Annotated in this window: 18 protein-coding genes; 7 read left to right on the forward strand and 11 right to left on the reverse strand. The window is 65.6% G+C overall.

What is annotated here, in order from left to right; all coding sequences use genetic code 11:
* Positions 1-82: 82 nt before the first annotated feature.
* The 3 genes from fhcD to QZY48_RS23965 are packed head-to-tail and all read left to right on the forward strand — an operon-like array spanning position 83 to position 2,597.
* Entirely contained in the window at positions 83-988 is a 906-nt protein-coding gene (fhcD, locus tag QZY48_RS23955; protein WP_295435801.1) for a formylmethanofuran--tetrahydromethanopterin N-formyltransferase, read from the forward strand.
* A complete protein-coding gene (locus QZY48_RS23960; protein WP_295435803.1) occupies positions 985-1,797 on the forward strand; it encodes a formylmethanofuran dehydrogenase subunit C in 813 nt (270 codons plus the stop codon). Before fhcD ends, QZY48_RS23960 begins: the two co-directional genes overlap by 4 nt.
* 44 nt (positions 1,798-1,841) lie before the next feature.
* Positions 1,842-2,597, forward strand: a complete 756-nt coding sequence (locus tag QZY48_RS23965) for a SapC family protein (RefSeq protein WP_295435806.1) — start codon at positions 1,842-1,844, stop codon at positions 2,595-2,597.
* Positions 2,598-2,679: 82 nt separating this feature from the next.
* On the opposite strand, the gene QZY48_RS23970 is transcribed toward QZY48_RS23965, so the two are convergent.
* Entirely contained in the window at positions 2,680-3,384 is a 705-nt protein-coding gene (locus tag QZY48_RS23970; RefSeq protein ID WP_295435808.1) for a Crp/Fnr family transcriptional regulator, read from the reverse strand.
* Between the two features lie 302 nt (positions 3,385-3,686).
* Between QZY48_RS23970 and QZY48_RS23975 the strand changes: the two genes are divergently transcribed.
* A complete protein-coding gene (locus QZY48_RS23975) occupies positions 3,687-4,805 on the forward strand; it encodes a phospholipase D family protein (RefSeq protein ID WP_295435809.1) in 1,119 nt (372 codons plus the stop codon).
* Here QZY48_RS23975 and QZY48_RS23980 read toward each other — a convergent pair.
* From QZY48_RS23980 to QZY48_RS24010, 7 genes are all read right to left on the reverse strand, one after another.
* A complete protein-coding gene (locus tag QZY48_RS23980) occupies positions 4,771-5,352 on the reverse strand; it encodes a Uma2 family endonuclease (protein ID WP_295435811.1) in 582 nt (193 codons plus the stop codon). The two genes, QZY48_RS23975 and QZY48_RS23980, sit on opposite strands and share 35 nt — an antisense overlap.
* Positions 5,353-5,647: 295 nt before the next feature.
* Positions 5,648-6,328 (reverse strand): SDR family oxidoreductase, encoded by a 681-nt coding sequence (locus QZY48_RS23985; protein ID WP_295435813.1) that lies wholly within the window; start codon positions 6,326-6,328, stop codon positions 5,648-5,650.
* 77 nt (positions 6,329-6,405) lie between these two features.
* A complete protein-coding gene (locus QZY48_RS23990) occupies positions 6,406-6,675 on the reverse strand; it encodes a DUF2283 domain-containing protein (RefSeq protein ID WP_295435815.1) in 270 nt (89 codons plus the stop codon).
* 36 nt (positions 6,676-6,711) lie between these two features.
* Positions 6,712-6,918: a DUF433 domain-containing protein gene (locus tag QZY48_RS23995; protein ID WP_295435817.1), complete on the reverse strand. Its 207-nt coding sequence runs from the start codon at positions 6,916-6,918 to the stop codon at positions 6,712-6,714.
* Positions 6,919-7,116: 198 nt separating this feature from the next.
* Positions 7,117-8,157 carry an ImmA/IrrE family metallo-endopeptidase gene (locus QZY48_RS24000; RefSeq protein WP_366929765.1) on the reverse strand — a complete coding sequence of 347 codons (1,041 nt, stop codon included), beginning with the start codon at positions 8,155-8,157 and terminating at the stop codon, positions 7,117-7,119.
* A gap of 377 nt (positions 8,158-8,534) precedes the next feature.
* Entirely contained in the window at positions 8,535-8,801 is a 267-nt protein-coding gene (locus QZY48_RS24005) for a hypothetical protein (protein ID WP_295435819.1), read from the reverse strand.
* 579 nt (positions 8,802-9,380) lie between these two features.
* Positions 9,381-11,084: a hypothetical protein gene (locus QZY48_RS24010; RefSeq protein ID WP_295435821.1), complete on the reverse strand. Its 1,704-nt coding sequence runs from the start codon at positions 11,082-11,084 to the stop codon at positions 9,381-9,383.
* Here QZY48_RS24010 and QZY48_RS24015 point away from each other — a divergent pair.
* Positions 11,067-12,143: a hypothetical protein gene (locus tag QZY48_RS24015; RefSeq protein WP_295435823.1), complete on the forward strand. Its 1,077-nt coding sequence runs from the start codon at positions 11,067-11,069 to the stop codon at positions 12,141-12,143. The two genes, QZY48_RS24010 and QZY48_RS24015, sit on opposite strands and share 18 nt — an antisense overlap.
* Here QZY48_RS24015 and QZY48_RS24020 read toward each other — a convergent pair.
* On the reverse strand, positions 12,049-13,182 hold the full coding sequence (locus QZY48_RS24020) for a phospholipase D family protein (RefSeq protein ID WP_295435825.1): 1,134 nt from the start codon (positions 13,180-13,182) through the stop codon (positions 12,049-12,051). The two genes, QZY48_RS24015 and QZY48_RS24020, sit on opposite strands and share 95 nt — an antisense overlap.
* A gap of 62 nt (positions 13,183-13,244) precedes the next feature.
* Positions 13,245-15,596 (reverse strand): PQQ-dependent sugar dehydrogenase, encoded by a 2,352-nt coding sequence (locus tag QZY48_RS24025; RefSeq protein WP_295435827.1) that lies wholly within the window; start codon positions 15,594-15,596, stop codon positions 13,245-13,247.
* Positions 15,597-16,102: 506 nt separating this feature from the next.
* Here QZY48_RS24025 and QZY48_RS24030 point away from each other — a divergent pair.
* Together QZY48_RS24030 and QZY48_RS24035 are read left to right on the forward strand one after the other, a co-directional pair.
* A complete protein-coding gene (locus QZY48_RS24030) occupies positions 16,103-16,441 on the forward strand; it encodes a hypothetical protein (protein WP_295435829.1) in 339 nt (112 codons plus the stop codon).
* A gap of 52 nt (positions 16,442-16,493) precedes the next feature.
* Positions 16,494-16,970: a MaoC/PaaZ C-terminal domain-containing protein gene (locus tag QZY48_RS24035; protein ID WP_295435831.1), complete on the forward strand. Its 477-nt coding sequence runs from the start codon at positions 16,494-16,496 to the stop codon at positions 16,968-16,970.
* 132 nt (positions 16,971-17,102) lie between these two features.
* Here the strand turns inward: QZY48_RS24035 and QZY48_RS24040 are convergent, their stop codons facing one another.
* Positions 17,103-18,995 carry a potassium transporter Kup gene (locus QZY48_RS24040; RefSeq protein WP_295435833.1) on the reverse strand — a complete coding sequence of 631 codons (1,893 nt, stop codon included), beginning with the start codon at positions 18,993-18,995 and terminating at the stop codon, positions 17,103-17,105.
* Positions 18,996-19,560: the final 565 nt, after the last annotated feature.

Consider the following 19,560-nt stretch of genomic DNA (forward strand, 5'->3'; position numbering starts at 1 on the left):
GCCGTGCGAACTCCCTCTGGCCGTACTCACGTACTCACGTACTAACGTACTCCCGTACTAACGTACTTCCGCCGGAGCCAGGATGATCAGAAACGGCATCGCCATCGATGACACCTTCGCCGAGGCCTTCGGCATGACGGCCGCGCGCCTCATCGTCACCGCCATCAACCCCCGCTGGGCGCGGATCGCCGGGGAGACCATGACCGGCTTCGCCACCTCGGTCATCGGCTGCGGGGCGGAGGCGGGGATCGAGTCTGCGCTGGCCCCGGAAGCGACCCCGGACGGTCGACCAGGGGTCAGTGTCCTGCTGTTCGCCGTGTCCGGCAAGGAATTGGAGAAGCAGGTGGAGCGCCGGGTCGGTCAGTGCGTCCTGACCTGCCCCAGCACCGCCTGTTTCTCCGGCATGGAGGGCGAGAAGCCGGTCCCCCTGGGCAAGAACCTGCGCTATTTCGGCGATGGCTTTCAGATCGCCAAGCGTATCGGCGGCCGGCGCTATTGGCGGGTCCCGGTGATGGACGGTGAATTCCTGTGCGAGGAGGTCACGGCCCGCACCAGCGCGGTCGGCGGCGGCAACTTTCTGGTCCTGGCCCGCGGCTTGCCGCAGGCCCTCGCGGCCTGCGAGCAGGCGGTCCTGGCGATCCGGCGCCTGCCGCGCGTGCTGCTGCCCTTCCCGGGTGGGATCGCCCGCTCCGGCTCCAAGGTCGGCTCCAAATACAAGGCACTGATGGCCTCCACCAACGATGCCTATTGCCCGACGTTGCGCGGCTTGGTGCACTCCAGTCTCTCGGAGGACGTCGGCGCGGTGCTGGAGATCGTCATCAACGGCCTGACCGAGGCCGACGTGCGGGAGGCGACCCGGGTCGGCATCGAATCCATCTGTGCCCTGGGTGCTGCCTCCGGTGTGCTGCGTATCTCCGCCGGCAACTATGGCGGCAAGCTCGGGCAGTATCATTTCCATTTGCGCGAGATACTGGCTGACCAAGCATGACCTCACTGACCCTGGAATTGACCGCGCCGCCGATGCCCCGTATCGACCTGTCGGCCCTGACCCCGGACCGGCTCGCGGGTCGGTCGGCGGATGCGATCCGGCGCCTGCCGCTGTGGGTCGGCAATGAGGAGGCCACGCTGGGCGACCTCTTCACCGTGACGGCCGGGGACACCGATGACATCCTGATCCGCTGCGACAGTGACCGCCTGGACGGTATCGGTACCGGTATGAGCCGCGGCGCCATCCGCGTCGAGGGCCGCGCCGGGGCCTACCTGGGCCGGCAGCAGCGCGGCGGCACCATCAGCGTCAGCGGCGACACCGGCCCCTTCGCCGGCAGCGGCATGACCGGCGGGGGCATCGAGATCGGCGGCAATGCCGGCGACTTCCTGGGTGCCGCCATCCCGGGCGAGCGGCGTGGGATGCGCGGCGGTCGTATCCAGGTCCGGGGCAACGCCGGGGACCGGATCGGCGACCACCAACGGCGCGGCCTGATCCTGATCGGCGGCGACGCCGGGGACTACTGCGGCTCCCGTCTGGTCGCCGGCACCATCGTCGTCCTGGGCCGCACCGGGGCCAATCTGGGGTTCGCCATGCGCCGCGGCACCCTGCTGCTGACCTCGCAACCGCGCCTGCCCCCGACCTTCAACCCCAACGGGACTCAAGAACCGGGCTTTCTCGCCCTCCTGACCCGCGATCTCGCCGGGCTGGGCGGCCCCTTCGGCCAACTCCAGGCCCGCGGCACCCGCGTCCACCGCTGGCTCGGCGACCTGGGCTACGGCGGTCAGGGCGAGGTCCTGGTCTGGGCCTGAGTCAATCCTCTCGTCATTGTCAGCAACCAGCGAACGACCATCCTATGGCCACGCAACTCCTCTTCTATGATACCGCCGTGCCGGTATCCAGTCAGCGCCACCTGGGGCTGTCGGTGAAGGCCGGGGGCGACTTCGGATTCGCCCGCAAGGCGCACTCGGTGCCGCTGACGGCGGTCGAGATCGCCCGGGCGGCGGCCGAATACGCGGTGGTGTTCGCCGGTGAGGGCGAGGCGGTCATGCCGGTGGTGATCCTGGGTGTGGATGCCGGGCGCAACCTGTTCGTCAAGGCGGGCGGTGCCTGGGATGGCGCCTATGTCCCGGCCTTCGTGCGCCGCTACCCCTTCGTCTTTGCCGCCAGTGAGGATGGCAAGACCTTCACCCTGTGCATCGACGAGTCCTTCAGCGGCTGTAACCGCGAGGGCCGCGGCGAGCAACTCTTCGATACCGCGGGTGAACGCACCCAATACCTGGAAGGGGTCCTGAATTTCGTCAAGGAGTATCAGGTCCAGCACCAGAACACCCGCGCCTTCTGCAAGCATCTGCAGGACCTGGGTCTCCTGGAGCCCATGCAGGCGCAGTTCACGTTGCCGGGCGGTGCGCAACACAACCTTGCCGGGTTCATGGCGGTGAATCGCACCCGGTTGAAGGCCCTGGGGCGCGAGGCCCTGGCGGACCTGGCGCTGAGCGACGAACTGGAACTGATCTATCTGCACCTGCACTCACTGCAACACTTCAACCGGATGCTCGAGCGCATCGGGACCGCCGCGGCCGGGGAGGGCGGCGCCCCTGTCACCCACTGAGCCCCGTAGGGTCCGCTGCGCGGACCGCCGCCCCCTCAACCATTAGAAAGGCCCAGGATAAGCAGGCAAGGCCCAACCAGACTCAGCGCCCGTCGCCTGGCTTGCCCCCGAACTCCGCTGCATCCGTGAGCCCCGCCAAGTCGCTCAACGCGGCGCGGTCCCTGACCGTGACCTGCGCGCCCTGGACCGCCACGACCCCATCCTGGGTCAGTTGCCGGATGACGCGGGAGAAGGTCTCCGGCTGGATCGACAGGCGCGACGCCAGCACCCCCTTGGGGACCTCCAGCACAAATTCCGGCCGGTCCGCCGACACCTGTGCCAGCAGATAGCGCGCGACCCGGCTGGTGGCACTGTGCAGCGTCAGGTTGTCGATCTCCGCGATCAGGCCGCGCAGGCGCCGACTCAATGCCCCCATGACCACGAAACAGATGTCCACGGATTCGCGCAGCATGGCGGCGAAGGCCGCGGCCTCGATGCCGATCAGTTCCGTCGGCTCCAGGGCCGCGGCGCACACCGGATAGCGCGGTGCCTTCAGGAACATCAGGGCCTCGGCGAAGGTCTGCCCCGGCGAGACGATCTCGATGACCTTCTCGACCCCATCCGGCGACAGCCGGAACAGCCGCAGTTGCCCGTGCTCGACGAAATAGAAGCGGCGCGATGGGTCCCCCTGGCGGAACAGCCACTGACCCTCGTCCAGGTGGATGGCAACGGCGTGGCCGGCCACCCGTTCCAGTTGTTCGGTGCTCAACCCCGACAGCAGCGGCGCCTTGCGCAGCAGTTCGATCATGATTCATGGCCTCGTGACGCGGTATCGGGCAGTATGCTCGCAAGCGACAGTGACAGGCCAAAGCAGCGCATCCGGTGGTGAGCAAGTGGGTGACGATTCGGTCGGCTTGGCGCGTTGCGCGGGCCGCCAGCCGTCCCCGCCTCCGCGAAGTTACATAAGATACATTATCGGCAATTGGTACTGCCCCGGCCATCGGGCGCGATTCGCGACTCGATTTACTGGCGGGACCGGCGGAAACGAGACACCCGGGGGCCTCCGGTTTCCGTTTGGTCAAGGATGGTCCCGAGGCCTTCGCGTTGCGCATGACCACCGCTGCGCTCGCTCGGCGTAGCCTCGACGTGCAAACCTATATCTGGCACGCGGACATGACCGGCTTGGCCCTGGCCGACGCGCTGATCAAGGCCGCGGAGCGCGGCGTCAAGGTGCGTCTGCTGATCGACGACATGGACGCACGGGCGAAGAACTACGGCTTTGCCGCGCTCGCCGCCCATCCCAATATCGAGGTGCGGATGTTCAATCCGCTCCCCTCGCGACAAGGCGTACTCGCCTTGGCCGGGGATTTTCTCGGCAGCGGTCGACGCCTGAACCATCGCATGCACAACAAGACCTGGATCGCCGACAACCGGATCGGCATCGTCGGTGGCCGCAATGTGGGCAACGAGTATTTCGGCGCCGACGCCGAGGTGAATTTCGTCGATCTCGATTTTGCCCTGGTCGGACCCGTCGTGCGCGACCTGTCAAAGTCCTTCGACCGGTACTGGAACTCCGCGCTTAGCTATCCGATTGAAACCTTGAGTGCCGACGGGGTCAATGCGGCGGCGCTGGCCAAACTCCGGAGTGGCCTGGCGCGGGCCACGCAAGCAGCGCGGACCAGCGCCTATGCCGCGTTGCTGCGGCGCGACGACGCCGTGCAGCGCCTGGTGACCGGCGACTGGCCCATGACCTGGAGCACCGAGTACCGCTTTGTCTCGGACGACCCGCGCAAGGCACTCAAGGAGCCGGACCCTGCACAGTCCAGCGTCTTGAAGGTCATCGGGTCCCCGCTCACTGGGGCGCAGCACTCCGTGACCATCATCTCGCCCTATTTCGTACCAGGAAAGGGAGGCACCGCGTGGCTGGTCGCGCGGGCTAAGGAGGTCGAGCGCGTGCGTATCCTCACCAACTCACTGGCCGCCAACGACGTGGCCCTGGTGCATGGAGGCTATTCGCGTTACCGCCCGGCCCTGCTTGCCGACGGCGTGCAACTCTGGGAGCTCAAACCAGTGCCCGGCATCAAGTCGCGCGCCGGCCTGTTCGGTTCGCGGGGGGCGAGCCTGCACACCAAGGCCCTCGCGGTGGACTGGTACCGAAAGGCGCACGCCGGGCGATCCGGCGCCCGGACCTACGCTAAGCGCGCGGCCCCCACAGATGGCCCAGATTGATGGAAATCGCGTCGAAGGGGGCAACTGAGACCTGGGCCGCGCCGGCAAAGCGGCCGATCTCCCTCCAGGCGCCGGCTTCGAAGGCATAGGCTTCCAGGGTCCGCGCCCGCGGGTCGATCAACCAGGCATAAGCGACGCCGTATTGCGCGTAGATCGGCATCTTGACCTCGCGATCGGTGCCGACGGTGGATCTTGAGAGCACCTCACACACCCAGTCCGGCACCACGGTGAAGCGGTGCCCCTCCGGCCAGGTCGGCATGCGTTCGCGCCGCCAACCGGCCAGGTCCGGCACATCCACCTCGGTGTTGTGGATGAAGTGCAGTTCCGGCTCGGGGAAGATCCACCAGCCGCCGGGGCCTTCGCCGTCGTCGTCAAAGTCGAAGTGGCGGGCAATGATGCGATCCAGGCGCGACGCCGCCCCGATATGCCGCGCCGCGGGGCGCGGCTGGGTGTAGAGCTGGCCGTCGAGGATCTCCCCGGTCAGCCCCTCGGGCAGGGCCTCCAGTTGTTCGTAGAGACTGGGACGCGGTTTCGTGCGGGCATGCATGGCCTGGTCTCCAATGGGTTGGTACCGGTCCGCCAGGGACCGGCACCGGCAACAGGTGCCCCCCGAAGGGACAAAGGGCGGTCGGCAATGCGCTGCCGAACAATCGCCCCCCCTCACCACGGTCCGTTGCGAAACGGGCGGACGTGGCGTTCGGGAGGGTCCATGGTAATACGTTCGAGCACCGCTGGTCTCGGGGGTCGCCTGGGTTCAGGCAAGCTACGGGCTCCTCACGGACGTGGGCAACCTTTGCATCCAAAGGGACGAGTTTCCCGATTTCCAGGCGGCGCTGCTACCGCTACCGTGCCACCCAGCCGCCGCAGACCGGGAACACCTGACCAATGAAGCAATTCGCGGCGGTGCTGCACAGGTAGGCGGCAAACTGGGCGTCCTCGCGCGCTGCCACCAGCCTGCCAAGTGGAACCTCGCGAGCAAGACGCTCCTGGAATCTTGGGTTCGCCTGCACTTCGGCGGGGAAGTAGGTCGGGTTGTCGACGAAGTTCTGGGCGATGGCATTGACCTGCACATTGTGCGGCGCGAGTTCAACACCAACGGCCTGAACATACGCAAGTTGAGCACCGCGGGCGGCGCTGTACGAAGAGGCCCTCTTCATGCCGCGCAGCGCTGAGGCACTGCCGATGACAAGCACCTTGCCTGAGCGGCGTGCAACCATCGCGGGTATCGCGGCGCGGACGAGCCTGGGAAGCGGGTCCACCAGGGCCGCGAAGACTTGGCGCCATTCGGCTTCAGAGACCTCCGTAGCGGTGGTCGTTGGTGCCGTGAACGCGAGGTTGGCGACCAGGACATCGATGGTTCCCGCGGCGAGAACCACGCGCTCCGCCGCCTCGGGTTCGGAGAGTGCTTCCGAGCTGGCGACGACGGTTGCACCCTGCTCTGCGAAGACCTCGCAGAGTACCGGCCCCATGAACTCCGTCGATTGAGTGATGAGGACTCGCTTGCCGAACAGTGCGTTCTGCATGGGTATTCCCCTCTTGGATGCCCCGCGATCAATGAATTGCGCCGCATAAAGCCAAGGCTAAAGACCGCCTGCGCGCATCAGGCCGCCCGCAGCGGGGCAATGTCCTCGGCTGTCAGTGTGGGCGCGTTGACACTCGCGAGGACTGCATTGATGTCCGCGATCGTTACCCTTCCCGGCGCCGTGATTTCGATACCGATCGGTTTTCCCTCTTCGGTGTAGTCGATGATCATTCCGACCCCAGCCGGTATCGTGCGTCGGCTCCGGTCGCCGGGGGAGCGGGACAGATACAGATAGGCGGCCAATGGACGCCCGTGCCGAAAGGTCACTTCAAGATAGGGCCATTTCATGTGATTCACCCTGAGACTGCGCATCGACGATGAATCTCATGCTGCCAGTCGGATCAGTTGCTTGGTGTGGGGCATCCGGGCTGCAAAGGCCAGGGCGGCCAGGATGTCCTCGCGGGTCAGATCCTCGTAGTCGGCCAGGACGTCGTCGGTGGTCATCCCCCCGGCGAGCCATTCCAAGACCGTCTCAACCGGGTAACGAAGCCCGCGGACGCAGGGCTTCCCGTGGCAGACTGCAGGGTCCATGGTAATACGTTCGAGTATCGCTGGTCTCCGGGGTCGTCTGGGTTCAGAAAAGCTTAGCAGGTCGCTTGTGTCCCTCTTGGACGCATTGTTTGGCGCTATGCGACCGCACACATCGGTCGGACCTTTCGGTACTGCCCCCTTATTCCCGCTCCATATTCCCGCTGACCCGATCCCCCCGAGACCTCACCCCATTCTGTTCTAGCCGCCGCGCAGTTCAAGAACCCGCGCGAGGCTTTCTGCAGTCACTTCACCCGCCGGAGACCCAAGTTGCGATGCGGCGGTATCGAGTGTGATCTTTCCCATTTCAAACAGCTTGGCGACACACCAAGCGAACTTACCCCTCCGCGAAAGGTTAGTCGAATGAACGGGGAAGTAATCCAACGTGAGATTCTCCATCGCAACCCAGGAGTCATCTGGATTGGGGAGATGCGGATGCCTAGAGCTTAGCGTGTCCAAGCCTGTTATGTTGCGCACATGGTGCTTAGCCGCCGTAGCACTGATGCCAAAGGCAGTCATCACGTCTTCGACGATAGCAATTGGATCGCGGCCGACTTTAGCGATATCTCTCACGGCGTCCGGAGGAGCGAGAAAGGCGACGGCAAAAGCATTGGCGCGAATTTCGGGTAAATCCCGTCGGAGGTCGCGATCGCTTTGCTCGATATCGGCGTACTGATCCACCATCACTCGTTGCAGACGGTCATCAGGGTCCCAAAGGAGATGACCAAGTTCGTGGCACAGCGTCATGCGCCGTACCCAAACGTTCGCGTTCATTCCTGTCTCGTTCACCACGATTCCGCGGGCATGTCCATTCGCAATCGTCGCGCCGGCAAAGCGCTGATTCATCTTCTGCTGTACTAGGGGAAGTGCAAACTCATCCTCGATGAGCATACGAACGCTTGCGATTGGAGCGTCGTCATAGATTCCTAAGATTTGGCGAGTCTTCTTGGCAAGGCGGTAGCCAATATCGTGGGTGGGATACGCAAAGCTCGGCTCGTGCCGCGGAAGGCGAACACGCGGCTCCGCATCTTGGCCAATAGAGAGTTGCATGGCGGCTTGGCGGGCGATTACCCAGGCGGCCTCAGTGAGTTGCAGAACAGTGCCTGGGGTAAAGCCTGCAATATCACCACTACTCGCCATCTCACGAAGACGGACACCCAAGACAGAGTCACCGCCAGCGTTTGGACTGAAGCCAAGCTTCCGTTCGTCCAGTGCCAACGTTTGACCAATTGCCTCAAGCACGCGGATTGGAGTCTTTCTCCCTGGCGTTTCGGCGGTTGTGACAGCGGCAGGCGGCGACCCCACCCTATGGGCGACGCTCTCAACGGAAAGGCCCAGTTCCTGCCTCCGCTGTCGAAGCGTCAGGGCCGGTTCGGTTGCAGACCTGATGAGAGGAACTGAACCCTCGCAAGCTGCTTGCCGCACTGTTTCCCAACCGAAGGCTTCGAGTGCTTCGTGTGCGGTCAGCTGACGACCGGTGGCCCCTTCTGAGTATGGGGCTAACTGGATCTGACTCCGTACGAAGCGGACTTTGGAAGATGCCGATCGCTCTTCCGGCGTGGCGCCGATCGAGTCCGAGCCGAAGACTAAGTCGAGGTCGGGTAGGGTGTGCAACATCTTCAGGAAACCCAAACAGGCAGGACACCGACAAACGGTGAAGGGCGATTCACTTCGTCATCGAAGCCCATTGACCACACTCCGTATCCAGAATTGGCAAACGCTTGCACAACCAAGTCGAGCTCTTGCGCCGAACGGGGGCCATACCTACCCGAGCAGCCGTTAACAACAACGGTCTGTGGGTCGAGAAAGAGAAGTTCGCCCCCAGAGAAGGCAGGGGCTCCGCCGGTCAAATTCGTATGTTTGATGACACCGCTCTCGAGTGACATGCCAAATCCCCCCCGTTCGTGAGCATGAACTACGTCATCCATGCGAACGACCCAGAGATGCGCTGCTTGCACGTGACTTGTGTCCAGAAGCGGAGCGGATGGCGCGGTGAGACGACGTACCGCGCTTCCGTCTACCCACTGTTGAAGCCCATCCTCGGGAGACATCTGCTTCACCTGGTCGGCATTCGCGATGAGCGATGGTGGGGGCAGCCTCGGGTTCCCGAGCGCGTTCCGGAGGCTGTCGAATGATATCTTGGTTGCACTCATTCCGATACTCTAGCGAAGAACTTGGCGCGCGCTGGTTTTCCGCCCGGGGCGGCGATGCCGATTGTTCCCTATTGCACGGTGCCCTGCGTACCTCAACCGGGACGGGGTTTGAAAGCCCGTCCCGAACGTTTGGGTCCTGGTAGACACCAAGGGCAGGAGCCACCGCGGCATCCAAAATGTTCCGGACGGGGCGCATGCACCGTCCGGCCTGTGAGGGTGAATGCCCTGTCTGGCCAGATAGTTACAGGGGCCTCACGCATCACAAGCCGAGTTGGTTGGTGCCGGACAAGATAGTGCCACGCCGGTTGCCCCTCAGTCCATCCCCACACTCGCCTCGATCCGGAAGAATGCCTCGGCCCGCCGCTTGGCCTCGCTGCGGTTTTCGGTACGCGCCTCCGGGGTCGCGTCGAAGTCGATCTTGACCGCCTGGACGGCACGGCAGGTCATGTAGGCCTTGGCCTTGGGGTGGTCGAGCCGATCCAGGTAGTCGTTGGCCGCGGCCACCAGGGCGGCCTTGCGGCGAAAGAGATCGACGTGACCCTTGTAATCGTGCGGCTTCTCGGCCAGGAGGACCTTGGCGCAGGACTCCAGTTTCGCCCCGCCGCAAGACGCGGGCGTTTCCAACACGGGCATCTGGACGCCGCTTCGCTTGACCACCGACGACCCTTGCAGCAGGGTTTGCAACAGGGCGTCCTGGTAGGCCTGGGCGTGCTCGTACAGGGTCTGCTCGCAGGTCTCGCAGGGGATCGCCGCCAGCAGCCACTCCATCAGGCTGCCGCGCGACTCGCGCTGTTTCTTGACCACGGCTACGTCGAACTCCTTGACCAGATCGGCCGGCAGCCCGGTGCGCGCACAGGTCTCGGCCTCCCAGGCGGCCATCAGGTCGGCATAGCTCTTGACTGGCTGGTCGCCATGCGGCATCAGGTCAGCCCGCACCAGCAGGCGCTGGGCACCCGCGTCATAGGCAAAGCTGATGCGGCGGTAGGCGATCGGCCAGTCGGAGAGCGAACTGACGTTGAGTTCCAGCAACGGCTGGCGGGCCAGTGACCGGTGCACCGCCCAGAATCCGCTATGGGTATGGGCGGACAGATAGACCAGCGGTTGGTGGAGCTTGGCCATCTCGGCGCGCAGCAGAATGCGCGCCGACAGGTCCAGTGAGGCCCAGTTGTGATGGCCGGCGAAGATCACGAGGTCGCCCTGGCGGATGGCCTCCTCGACCCAGGGGTCGATGGCCTCGATCTGGTCGGGGCGGACCCGACCCATGCTCCCGGGGCTGCGGCCCCGGATGACGTCCCAGGTGCCGACCAAGCCCCCGGCCTGGTTGGTGTCCAGGCCGATGATGATGACGCCGCGCGTCGCCCCCGGCGCGGGCGGCAGCCGCAGCCGCTGCGCCAGGTACGAATCCGCATAGCGGTTGCCGTCCAGGACCTTGGCCTCGATGGCGGACAGATAGGCGGGCGGATCGGGACTGCGCCAACTGACTTGGTGCTCGCCGGTCGGCGGCGGTGCATGGAGTCCCGGCTTGGGGCGGCGACCGCTCGCCTGAGCGGCGATGTAGCCGGTGATGAAGTCGCGCTTGGTCAGGGCTTCGTTGGGGGTCTTGTGGCTGGTATCCTCAGGTGCTGCGCCCCGCCGACAGGTCTGGTGCCAATGCCGCACGGCCGGATCGAGCTTGACCGCGAAGACGTTGTAGCCGTAGATCCCGAACATCAGGCCGTCGTGGTTGCCCGGCAGGATGGCGCCCGCGTTCCGGGTACCGCGGAACATATCGGCGACGCGCTTGGCCTCGATCCGGCAGGACAGGTCCAGGACATCGCCCAGATGCAGGAAGGGTTCGTCGGGGTCGTGGTTCAGTGCCCATTCGGGGATGCGGCGGCCGAACAAGGGCTGTTCCGGGGGCCGTTGGGCGACCTCGACATAGGTGTCGACCGCACTGTCGTTGCCTGTTTCTTCATTCGACCGTGCCCGCCACGCCAAGAGGCTGAAGATGGAGATGGGATGAGCGATCGTCAGCACGAGAACCGGCTTGAGGCCAGGCGCGGGGGACTCAAGCGGTCGGTGCGGCGCGCCGGTTCGACCGCCGCCGCCTTGCTCTGCCTGACGGCTTGCGTCTCGAAGCCGCTTGCCCCCTACACGGAGCAGATGCCGCCGACCGTGATGGTGACGCTGGACCAAGCGGGTGTGCGCGATCTGCGCGGCCAGTTCCGCGCCGCCTTGTGCCCCCGGCTCGCCGCCGACGCGCCTCCCTGCGACCAGGTGCTGCTGCGCTTTCCAGGCGAGGCCGACGCCGCCCCGGCGGCCACCAAGGCCCTCAGGTCGCGCTATCGTATCGTCTTCGTGCCGGGCTTTTTCAACGAGTGCGTGGACCGCGTCGTCCGTCCATTCGGCGGGGTCGTCGAAGACCTCGGCAAGGATGGGTACGACGTGCGGTTTTTTCAGGTGGCCGGTCGGGGAACGGTCACCGCCAACGCCGCGCAACTGTCGCGGTCATTCGCGGCGCTCGCTGCGGACGCAAGGCCGATCATCGTGTTTGCATACTCCAAAGGGTTCGCCGATGTGCTGGAGATGGTCGTCCGCTACCCGCAATCCGCCCGCCAGGTCGCCGCCCTCGTCGCAGTGGCGGGGGTCGTGAACGGCACGCCGCTCGCGGAGGGCTTGGACGACCTCTATCGGCGCCTCGGGGCGCGTTTCCCCATGCCCGGCTGCGCACCCGGTAACGGCGAGGAGGTCACGGACCTACGACGGGAGCGCCGCCTGGAATGGTGGCAGCGCAACGGCGACGCGATCGGCGTGCCGCTATTCTCGCTCGTCGCGGTGCCGCGTCCAGGGAACGTCTCCCCGGTGTTATCCCCCAAGTACCGGCAGCTTGCGCTGATCGACCCGCGTAACGATGGGCAGGTGCTCTGGTACGACACGATCGCCCCGCGGGGGAACCTGCTCGGCTATGTCAACGCCGACCATTGGACGATCACCATCGACTTCAACTGTTCGCGGGCTGCATATCGCGCTCCATGGTCGCGGCCAAGGCGCGGGCGAGCCCCGGACTCTCGACCACCACCCCCATCTCGCTGTTGATCGCGCCGGAGCGGGGATCGAGGTTCATCGACCCGATGAAGACCCGCTGGCGGTCGATGACCATGGCCTTGGTATGCGTGAACAGGTCGCGGAACGCGGCGGCCATGTGATGGGTAATCGCGTCGTGGTCCGGGGTATCGGTGTAGACGCGGCTGGTTCCGCGTTGGAGCTTGCCGGGCAACTGGGCCAGCGCGTCGGTCCAGTCCTGGGCGTCCGCCGGGAACCGCGCCAGCGACGGCGCCGCGGCGAGTTGCTCGCGCACCGGCCCCGCGAGCCGGTCAAGGTCCCGCGGCGTCGCCGCCAGCCCGAGCGACGCGGCCGGTAACGCCCACTCGCTGTTCCAGAAGCGGTCGAACACGGTGGATGCCTGTCTGGCCCCCGGCCCGATGCCGAGTAAGTCGAGGTCGTGGAAGTTGAATGCCGGGTTGAGCCCCAGGTACTCGTCGCCGATATTGCGGCCACCCAGGATCACCGCCTGGTTGTCGGCGATCATCACCTTGTTGTGCATTCGCTGGTTCGCGCGCTTGAGGTCAGTGAGCGAGTCCCCCGCGCGTCCTAAGAGCGAGCGATGCCGCCAAGCGTTGAAGAGCCGCACTTCGATATTGGGATGGGCATCGATCGCCGCCACGATGCTGTCGCGGACCTCGGGTGTCGTCATGTCCCGGAGCATTGAGCTCAGGTCATCGACGATAATCCGCACCTTGACCCCGCGTTTGGCCGCCTGCACCACGCGCTTCATGAGCAGCACGCCGCCGGCATCGCCGAACCAGACGTAGTACTGCAGGTCGAGTGAATGCCTCGCCGAGTCGATGAGCGCCAGGCGCCAACTCAGCCCCTGCTCGTTGGAGTCGAGCAGCATGAAGCCGGAGGCATCCGGGCCAACCTGTGCGCGGATCGACGCCTCGATCGGGGCGAACGCGGTGTCGGCCCGCGCCGACACTGCGTTTTCGCGGGCCGGGCGAGGGCCCTTGTCCGGCAGACTGCTGCATGCACCGAGCACGCCGGCAATCAGAATGAGTAGTAGAAGGCGAGTGCGCATTGCGTCACAAGGTTCGGTGACGGCCTGTAGACAACCTGGGTGTGGCGCATTCTACCGGACCACTAATTGCCCGCGCGACTGATCCTGTAGATGGCGTTGTCGGTGAGCGAGACGACGTACAGGTTGCCGTCCGGGTCTTGCTCGATGTCCGTGGTGGTGCCGAAGTTGCTGCCGATCTTCAGGGTCTCGCTCTCCGTGCCCTCGAACTTCTGCGTCCGGAACAGGTTGTCTGCCACTCGGTCGGCCAGGCGCGGGTCAGCGCTTACGTCGAGACGCAGGCGATCGGCGGTCATTTTGAAGCAGTAGAGACTGCCGCCATTGGCCCCGACCTGCTGAAATGATCGCGCCGACCCGATCCATAAGGTACCGTTATAGTTCGCCCCCAGCGCGTCGCCGACTACGAAGGCCGCGCCGGAAGGACCGATCTCATAGCGCCAACTGAAGTCCGGATCGACATAGGTGGCACCCGGCAGCATGACCATGCGCGCCTGCGCCAGAGTGAACCGGTAGGCGGCCCGGGTCGGCGGATACCGGACCTGCTGCAGTGCGTTGCTGAACTGGGTCGTCTCGATGAGCTTCCAGTCGGCATAGCGACTGGATGGTCCCGCCAGTTGAATCCAGCCGCCGTTCATCCCGGGCACCACGCGGTTGATCTCGCTGTAGGCATCGTCGGCATTCTCGGTCTCCCACAGGGCGCCGCTCGCGGGATCGAAGGCCATGCCAAAGCCGTTGCGGTGGCCGTAGGAGTAGACCTTCTGGAGATTGGCCCCGACCTCTCCGCCGATGGACGTGCCGATGGCAAAGAAGGGATTGTCGGAGGGCGCCGTGCCGTCGGTGTTGAGCCTCAGGATGACACCGGACAGGTGCGCCTGGTCAGGTGCCGGGCCACCGAGGGTATCGTCCACCAAGGGTGTGGTGATAAAGGGACCGTTGGCGAGATTCTGCATCCAGCCGCGACGGCCCTGGTCGCCCATGAAGAGGTACAGCTTACCGTCCGGGCCGAACTTCATCACCCCGCCGTTATGATTCGCGGCGGGGGCGACGTTATTGGTCCCGGCATGTCCGGTCACGGCGATGTTGTCGGTCTGCAGGGCGCGCAGTCGGATCAGATTGTCCGCGAACACCAGGCTGGTGCCGTTCCACACAAACCGGTCGACCCGATTGCCCAGCGGCGGCACCTCAGTCGTCACTGTCGAGTCGGCACCGGTGCTGCTCTCGGTCCAACGGATGTAGACAGACGGATCGTTCGGGAAACCAGGGCTCAGAACCAGGCTCAATAGCCCCCGTTCGGAGGCCGCATTCACCGGGAGATCGAGCACCGGCGCGGCCTGGACCGCGCCGCTGATGACACGCTTGACCTGGCCCGTGGCCTTTTCGAGGACCAGGAAGTCGTCGGCGTCGAGAAAGACGATCCCGATGGGCTGGGAGAGACCGGTATTGACGACGGTGGTAACCACGAGATTCGGGTCCAGCAGGGTCGGGGGATCCGAATCGGCTTGAACCGGGCCCAACGGTCCTAGCGACAGGCCGGCGGCGATCAGGAGGCAAGCGGTGAGGCGCCGCGGCATCCGCCGCGGCCAGTTCCAGGCTGCCCGAATCGCGTGGGACGAGCGCTGCCACAGTCCTGGTCCAGGGGTTTCGCGGCCTCGGCTGGCCGGGCCTCCCCGGGCCCGGACAACGCGATGGCGCCGGCGGACCCCGAGCGCGGCGACGGCCGCGCCGAACAGGCTCAGGGTTCCCGGGGCCGGGAGCTCGTCCAGACTCACGTTGTCGACCCCGAGCTGGAACCCCTGGAGGTTGTCGGTTTCGGCAAAACGCAGGCGCAAGGTCTGGCCGGCATTAGCGGCGAAGAGGGCACTCAGGTCGAAGACATAGGGTGTGTAGCCCGACACCAGCGGGTCGCCGACGGCGCTCTGCACCAGATTCAATACGACATCGCCGGCAGCGGTGCTGAACGGGTCCGCGCCGACCGTCATGAGGTCTACCCGGGCCTGCTGGTTGAGGGTTTCAGCACCAACTTGGCTGGTCAGGTCGAAGGCCAGGGAGCTAGAGGGCGGTGTGGCGAACTGGGTCGCGCGATTGCCGATGAAGAGGTCGAAACGCAGTACCGCGCCGAGCGCGCCGACCACGAAATCCTGGTAAAGCAGATGGCTGCCGGGTCCTTCGGCATCGGTCATCGCGGCCTGGTTGCCGCCCGGGGGCGCCGGCGTCGTCTCCAGAGTCAGCGGGCTTGAGGTGCCGCTCTGAAGCTCAAAGGTGCCCTCGCTGCCGAGCTGATCGACCCGGGTCCAAGAGGTGAACCCTGCCTCGAAACCGCCGTTCGCAATGAGCGAGGCAGGTGCGGGAAGGACGGTCGTCAGGCCTAAGAGGCCCGCCGCGATTGCCGCTGTCCGGGGGTAGAGCAGGTGTTTCACACTGGTGTCTCCTCGTCTCTTGTTGGTCGCTTCGATCGCTGGATAACGATCACAGGATGAACAGGCATGGCCCGGCAGCGCCATGTCATGCAAACGGTCAAGAACCCGAACGTTGCCGCTGGCGAACTTTTCGGCGATGTCCTACGGAAATGCTCGGCTTTGTGCGGTCACTATAGCGCGGGTCGCTTGGAAAGCAAGTGCGCCTAAGTTCCAGGTTCGGCCGATCCTGCTGCGGCCCAACGGCCGCCGCCTTGTTTGTCAAAGGATATCGACCCGTTTGGCGGACCACCGCGGCGGCTTGGCCCCCTGACAACCACCCAGAGGATAATTCGGGTTAAAGTGTCGGTGTCTAAGTCGAAGGAACGGTGGCCGGCGTCGGACGGACCCGCTGGGCTCTTAGACCGCTTGACGTAAGGGAAAAAGGTGCTGAAATGGTCGCAGCTTCGGACTCCCGCGCCGTTTGGGCCGGGGGCCGCCTGTGAAACCGTGATTTGAAGGTGATGAAGATGACGAAGACTGAACTGGTGGAGCGGATCGCAAAGGACCTGACCGCCGCGGAGGACGCCGACCAAGGGCGCCGGTTGTTGTTGACCCGCGAGACCGGGGGGTGGCGGCTCGGCTACTGTGCACCGAGCTACACGGGCGCCTGGGGTCCGGGACAGACCCCGGCCGAGTGGGTGGTCCTGGACTGGCTGACGACGGACGACGATCCCGTGACCTGGCTCAACCTCGCGCTGGGGGCGGCCGAGGCCCTGGCGATCCGGCGGCTGGCCATCAAGGCGGCCGGGGCGACCCCGGCCGAGGTCCTGGTGGTGATCGCCGAGCAACCGCGGGTGGTGGTATGAGCCCCCTGCCCCATCCCGGGGGCCGCCGCGACGGCGCCCCGGGAGACGCCCGATGACCGAGACCGACTGCCTCACCGCCGCCATGCTGACGGTGGGTCAACGCCATAGCGCGCGGTTGCGGTTCACCCGGGCGCAGGTCGATACCTACTGCGCCCTGACCGGCGATGCCAACGCGATCCACCGGGACCTGGAGGCGGCGCGCCGCCGCTTCCCGGGGGTGACGGACATCGTGGTGCCCGGGGGGCTGATCCAAAGCACCATCTCGGGTCTCTTCGGCACCCGCTTCCCGGGCGACGGCGCGCTCGGGCTGTCCTTTGTGCCCGAGCGCTTTCGCAAGCCGGTCCTCCCGGGGGAGGAGGTGGTCGTAACCTTCGAGATCACTCGCATCAAGGGGGCGATCATCGACATCGACCTGGCCGTCACGGACGCACAGGGCGTGCGTCTGACCAATGGTCAGGCCCGGGTCCTGGCGCCGGACGAGGGTTATCGGCAGTGGTGGGAGGGGCAACGCGGCAAGGTCCCGGATTGAGCGCTGCCGCAGCGCCGGACGCCCGCGTCGCTGCCGCTCCCCTCCCCTCCCTTGGCCGCTCAACCCGAAAAGAGCGGTCGGCCGTCAGTGATCAGCCCGCTGAATGCTCATCGCTGATGGCCCATTCCAGGTTCACAGATTGACCAAGGCCCCGAGTTCGACCACCCGGTTGGGCGGCAGGCCAAAATAGGCCGCCGGATTACTGGCGTTACGAAACATGCCGATAAACATCTTTTGTCGCCAGATGGCCATTGGGATGCCCCGGGAGGGCACCAAGGTCTCGCGGCCGAGGAAGAAGGTCGTGGTCTCCGGATCGCAGGGGATGCCCCCGCGCTGCCAAGCCGCGATGACATCCGGCACCTTGGGTGTATCCATGAAACCGATCTCCATCCGCGACTGATAGAAGCGGGCGTTGACCTGCTCGATCCGCACCCGCCGCTCCGGTGCGACATAGGGCTGGCTCGACACGGCCACGTTCAGAATGATGACCCGTTCGTGCAGACAGCGATAGTGCTTCAGGCTGTGCAGCAGGGAGTGCGGCACCTGGCCCAGGCGGGCCGTCAGGAAGACCGCCGTGCCCGACACGGTCGGGATGCCTTCCGCTTCGATCAGCGGCACGAAGAGCGCAAGCGACATGTTATCGCGGGCCTGGTGCTCGATCAGCAGTGCCCGGCCGCGGCGCCAGGTACTCATCGGGATGAAGACCAGGGCGCCGATCACCAGCGGGAGCCAGCCCCCATCGCTGAACTTGGGCAGGTTCGCCCCAAAGAAGGCCAAGTCGATTACCAGGAAGATGCCGAGCACCAGGAAGGTCCGGGCCGGACCCCAGCGCCACCGCCGCCGCGCCACGACAAAGGCCAGGACGGTGGTAATGCTCATGGTGCCGGTCACGGCGATACCGTAGGCGGCGGCCAATGACTGTGAACTGCCGAAGCTCAGCACCAGCACCACCACGGCGACAAAGAGCGCCCAATTGATCCCGGGGACATAGATCTGGCCGCGCGTCTCCTGGGAGGTGTGCAGCACGGACATGCGCGGCAGATAGCCGAGTTGGATCGCCTGGCGGGTGAGCGAAAAAGTCCCCGAGATCACCGCCTGCGAGGCAATAACGGTGGCAACCGTGGCCAGCACCACGAGAGGCAACAGCGCCCAGCCCGGCGCCAGTCGGAAAAAGGGGTTGTCGACCGCCTCCGGATGGGCCAGCAGCAGTGCCCCTTGGCCAAAATAGTTCAGCACCAGGGCCGGGAACACCACGACCGTCCAGGCCAGCCGCACCGGCGCCCGGCCGAAATGACCCATGTCCGCATACAGCGCCTCGATCCCGGTGATCGCCAGCACCGCGGACCCGAGTGAAAAGAACGCGAGCAGGGGGTGGCCCGCGAAAAAATTGACGGCATAGAGGGGTGACATGGCCGCGAGCACGCCGGGTTCCCCGGCAATGGCGGCGATACCCAAGGCGCCGATGCTCAGAAACCAGACCGCCATAATGGGTCCGAACCAGTCCCCCATGCGCCCCGTGCCGTGGCGCTGGACGGCGAAGAGTCCGAGCAGGATCACCAGCGTCAAGGGTATCACCCAGTCGTCCAAACCCGGGGTGACCATCTCCAGTCCCTCGACCGCCGACAGGACCGAGATGGCCGGGGTGATGATCCCCTCGCCACAGAACAGTGCGGCGCCGAGCAGGCCCAGCACGATCAGGCGTTGACCCAAGGGCTGATTCGCCAGGCGCCGCTGTACCAGCGCAATCAGGGCCATGATGCCGCCCTCACCGCGGTTGTCGGCGCGCAGGATCAGCGTCACGTATTTCAGCGAGACCACGATCACCAAGGACCAAAACACCAGCGACAGCACGCCCAGGACGTTTGCGGAATCCACCGGGACGGGATGGCGATCGTTGGCGAATACGGCGTGCATGGCATACAGGGGGCTGGTCCCGATGTCGCCGTAGACGACGCCCAGGGCCGCCAGAGACAAGGCGGGCAACCGCCCGCGCGGCGGCGCTTGGCCATTCAGTGAGAGGCTCATTGACAAGGACAGATTCCATAAGCGAGCGAGGCTTTGCCTCGCGAGGTTGGCGGGTCGGGCCGCGGATCTGTGCGGGCCGCCGCGCTCAGGCGCCCCGCCCCCGCTCGGATGGTCCGGTGCGGAGTCTGCCCCACGCGGCGACCGGGCGCTTGTTTTTTCGACGCTTTTCCCACCTGGAGCGCCGTCGGCCAAGGCTCCGAGGTGGCGGGCGATGGGCCCTGGATCGGCGCCAAGGGACGCCCGTCTGCTGAGGTTAGCCAAATTCCAGGCGCAACTCCACGGCAACATGTCTCAGTTGCACCTGCCCTGCCCCGGCCGCGCCGGGAAAATCGACCCCGAAGCTTAGCCAACGGCTGCGGTCCGCGGTCTGCGGTCCGCGCAGCGGACCCTACTGCGCCGCGCCCGTAGGGTCCGCTGCGCGGACCAGCGACCTCCCCTCCAGCAGGGCGGCCGGATTGATGATCAAGGCCGGTGTAGGGGGTTCGTCCCTCACGCTGACCTTGATAACTGACGAGGGCCCTGGAAATCCTCACCGTCTGACGTTAGCCTGGGGCGGCCTTGATCA

The sequence above is a fragment of the uncultured Thiodictyon sp. genome, assembly GCF_903828115.1.
Taxonomy (GTDB): domain Bacteria; phylum Pseudomonadota; class Gammaproteobacteria; order Chromatiales; family Chromatiaceae; genus Thiodictyon.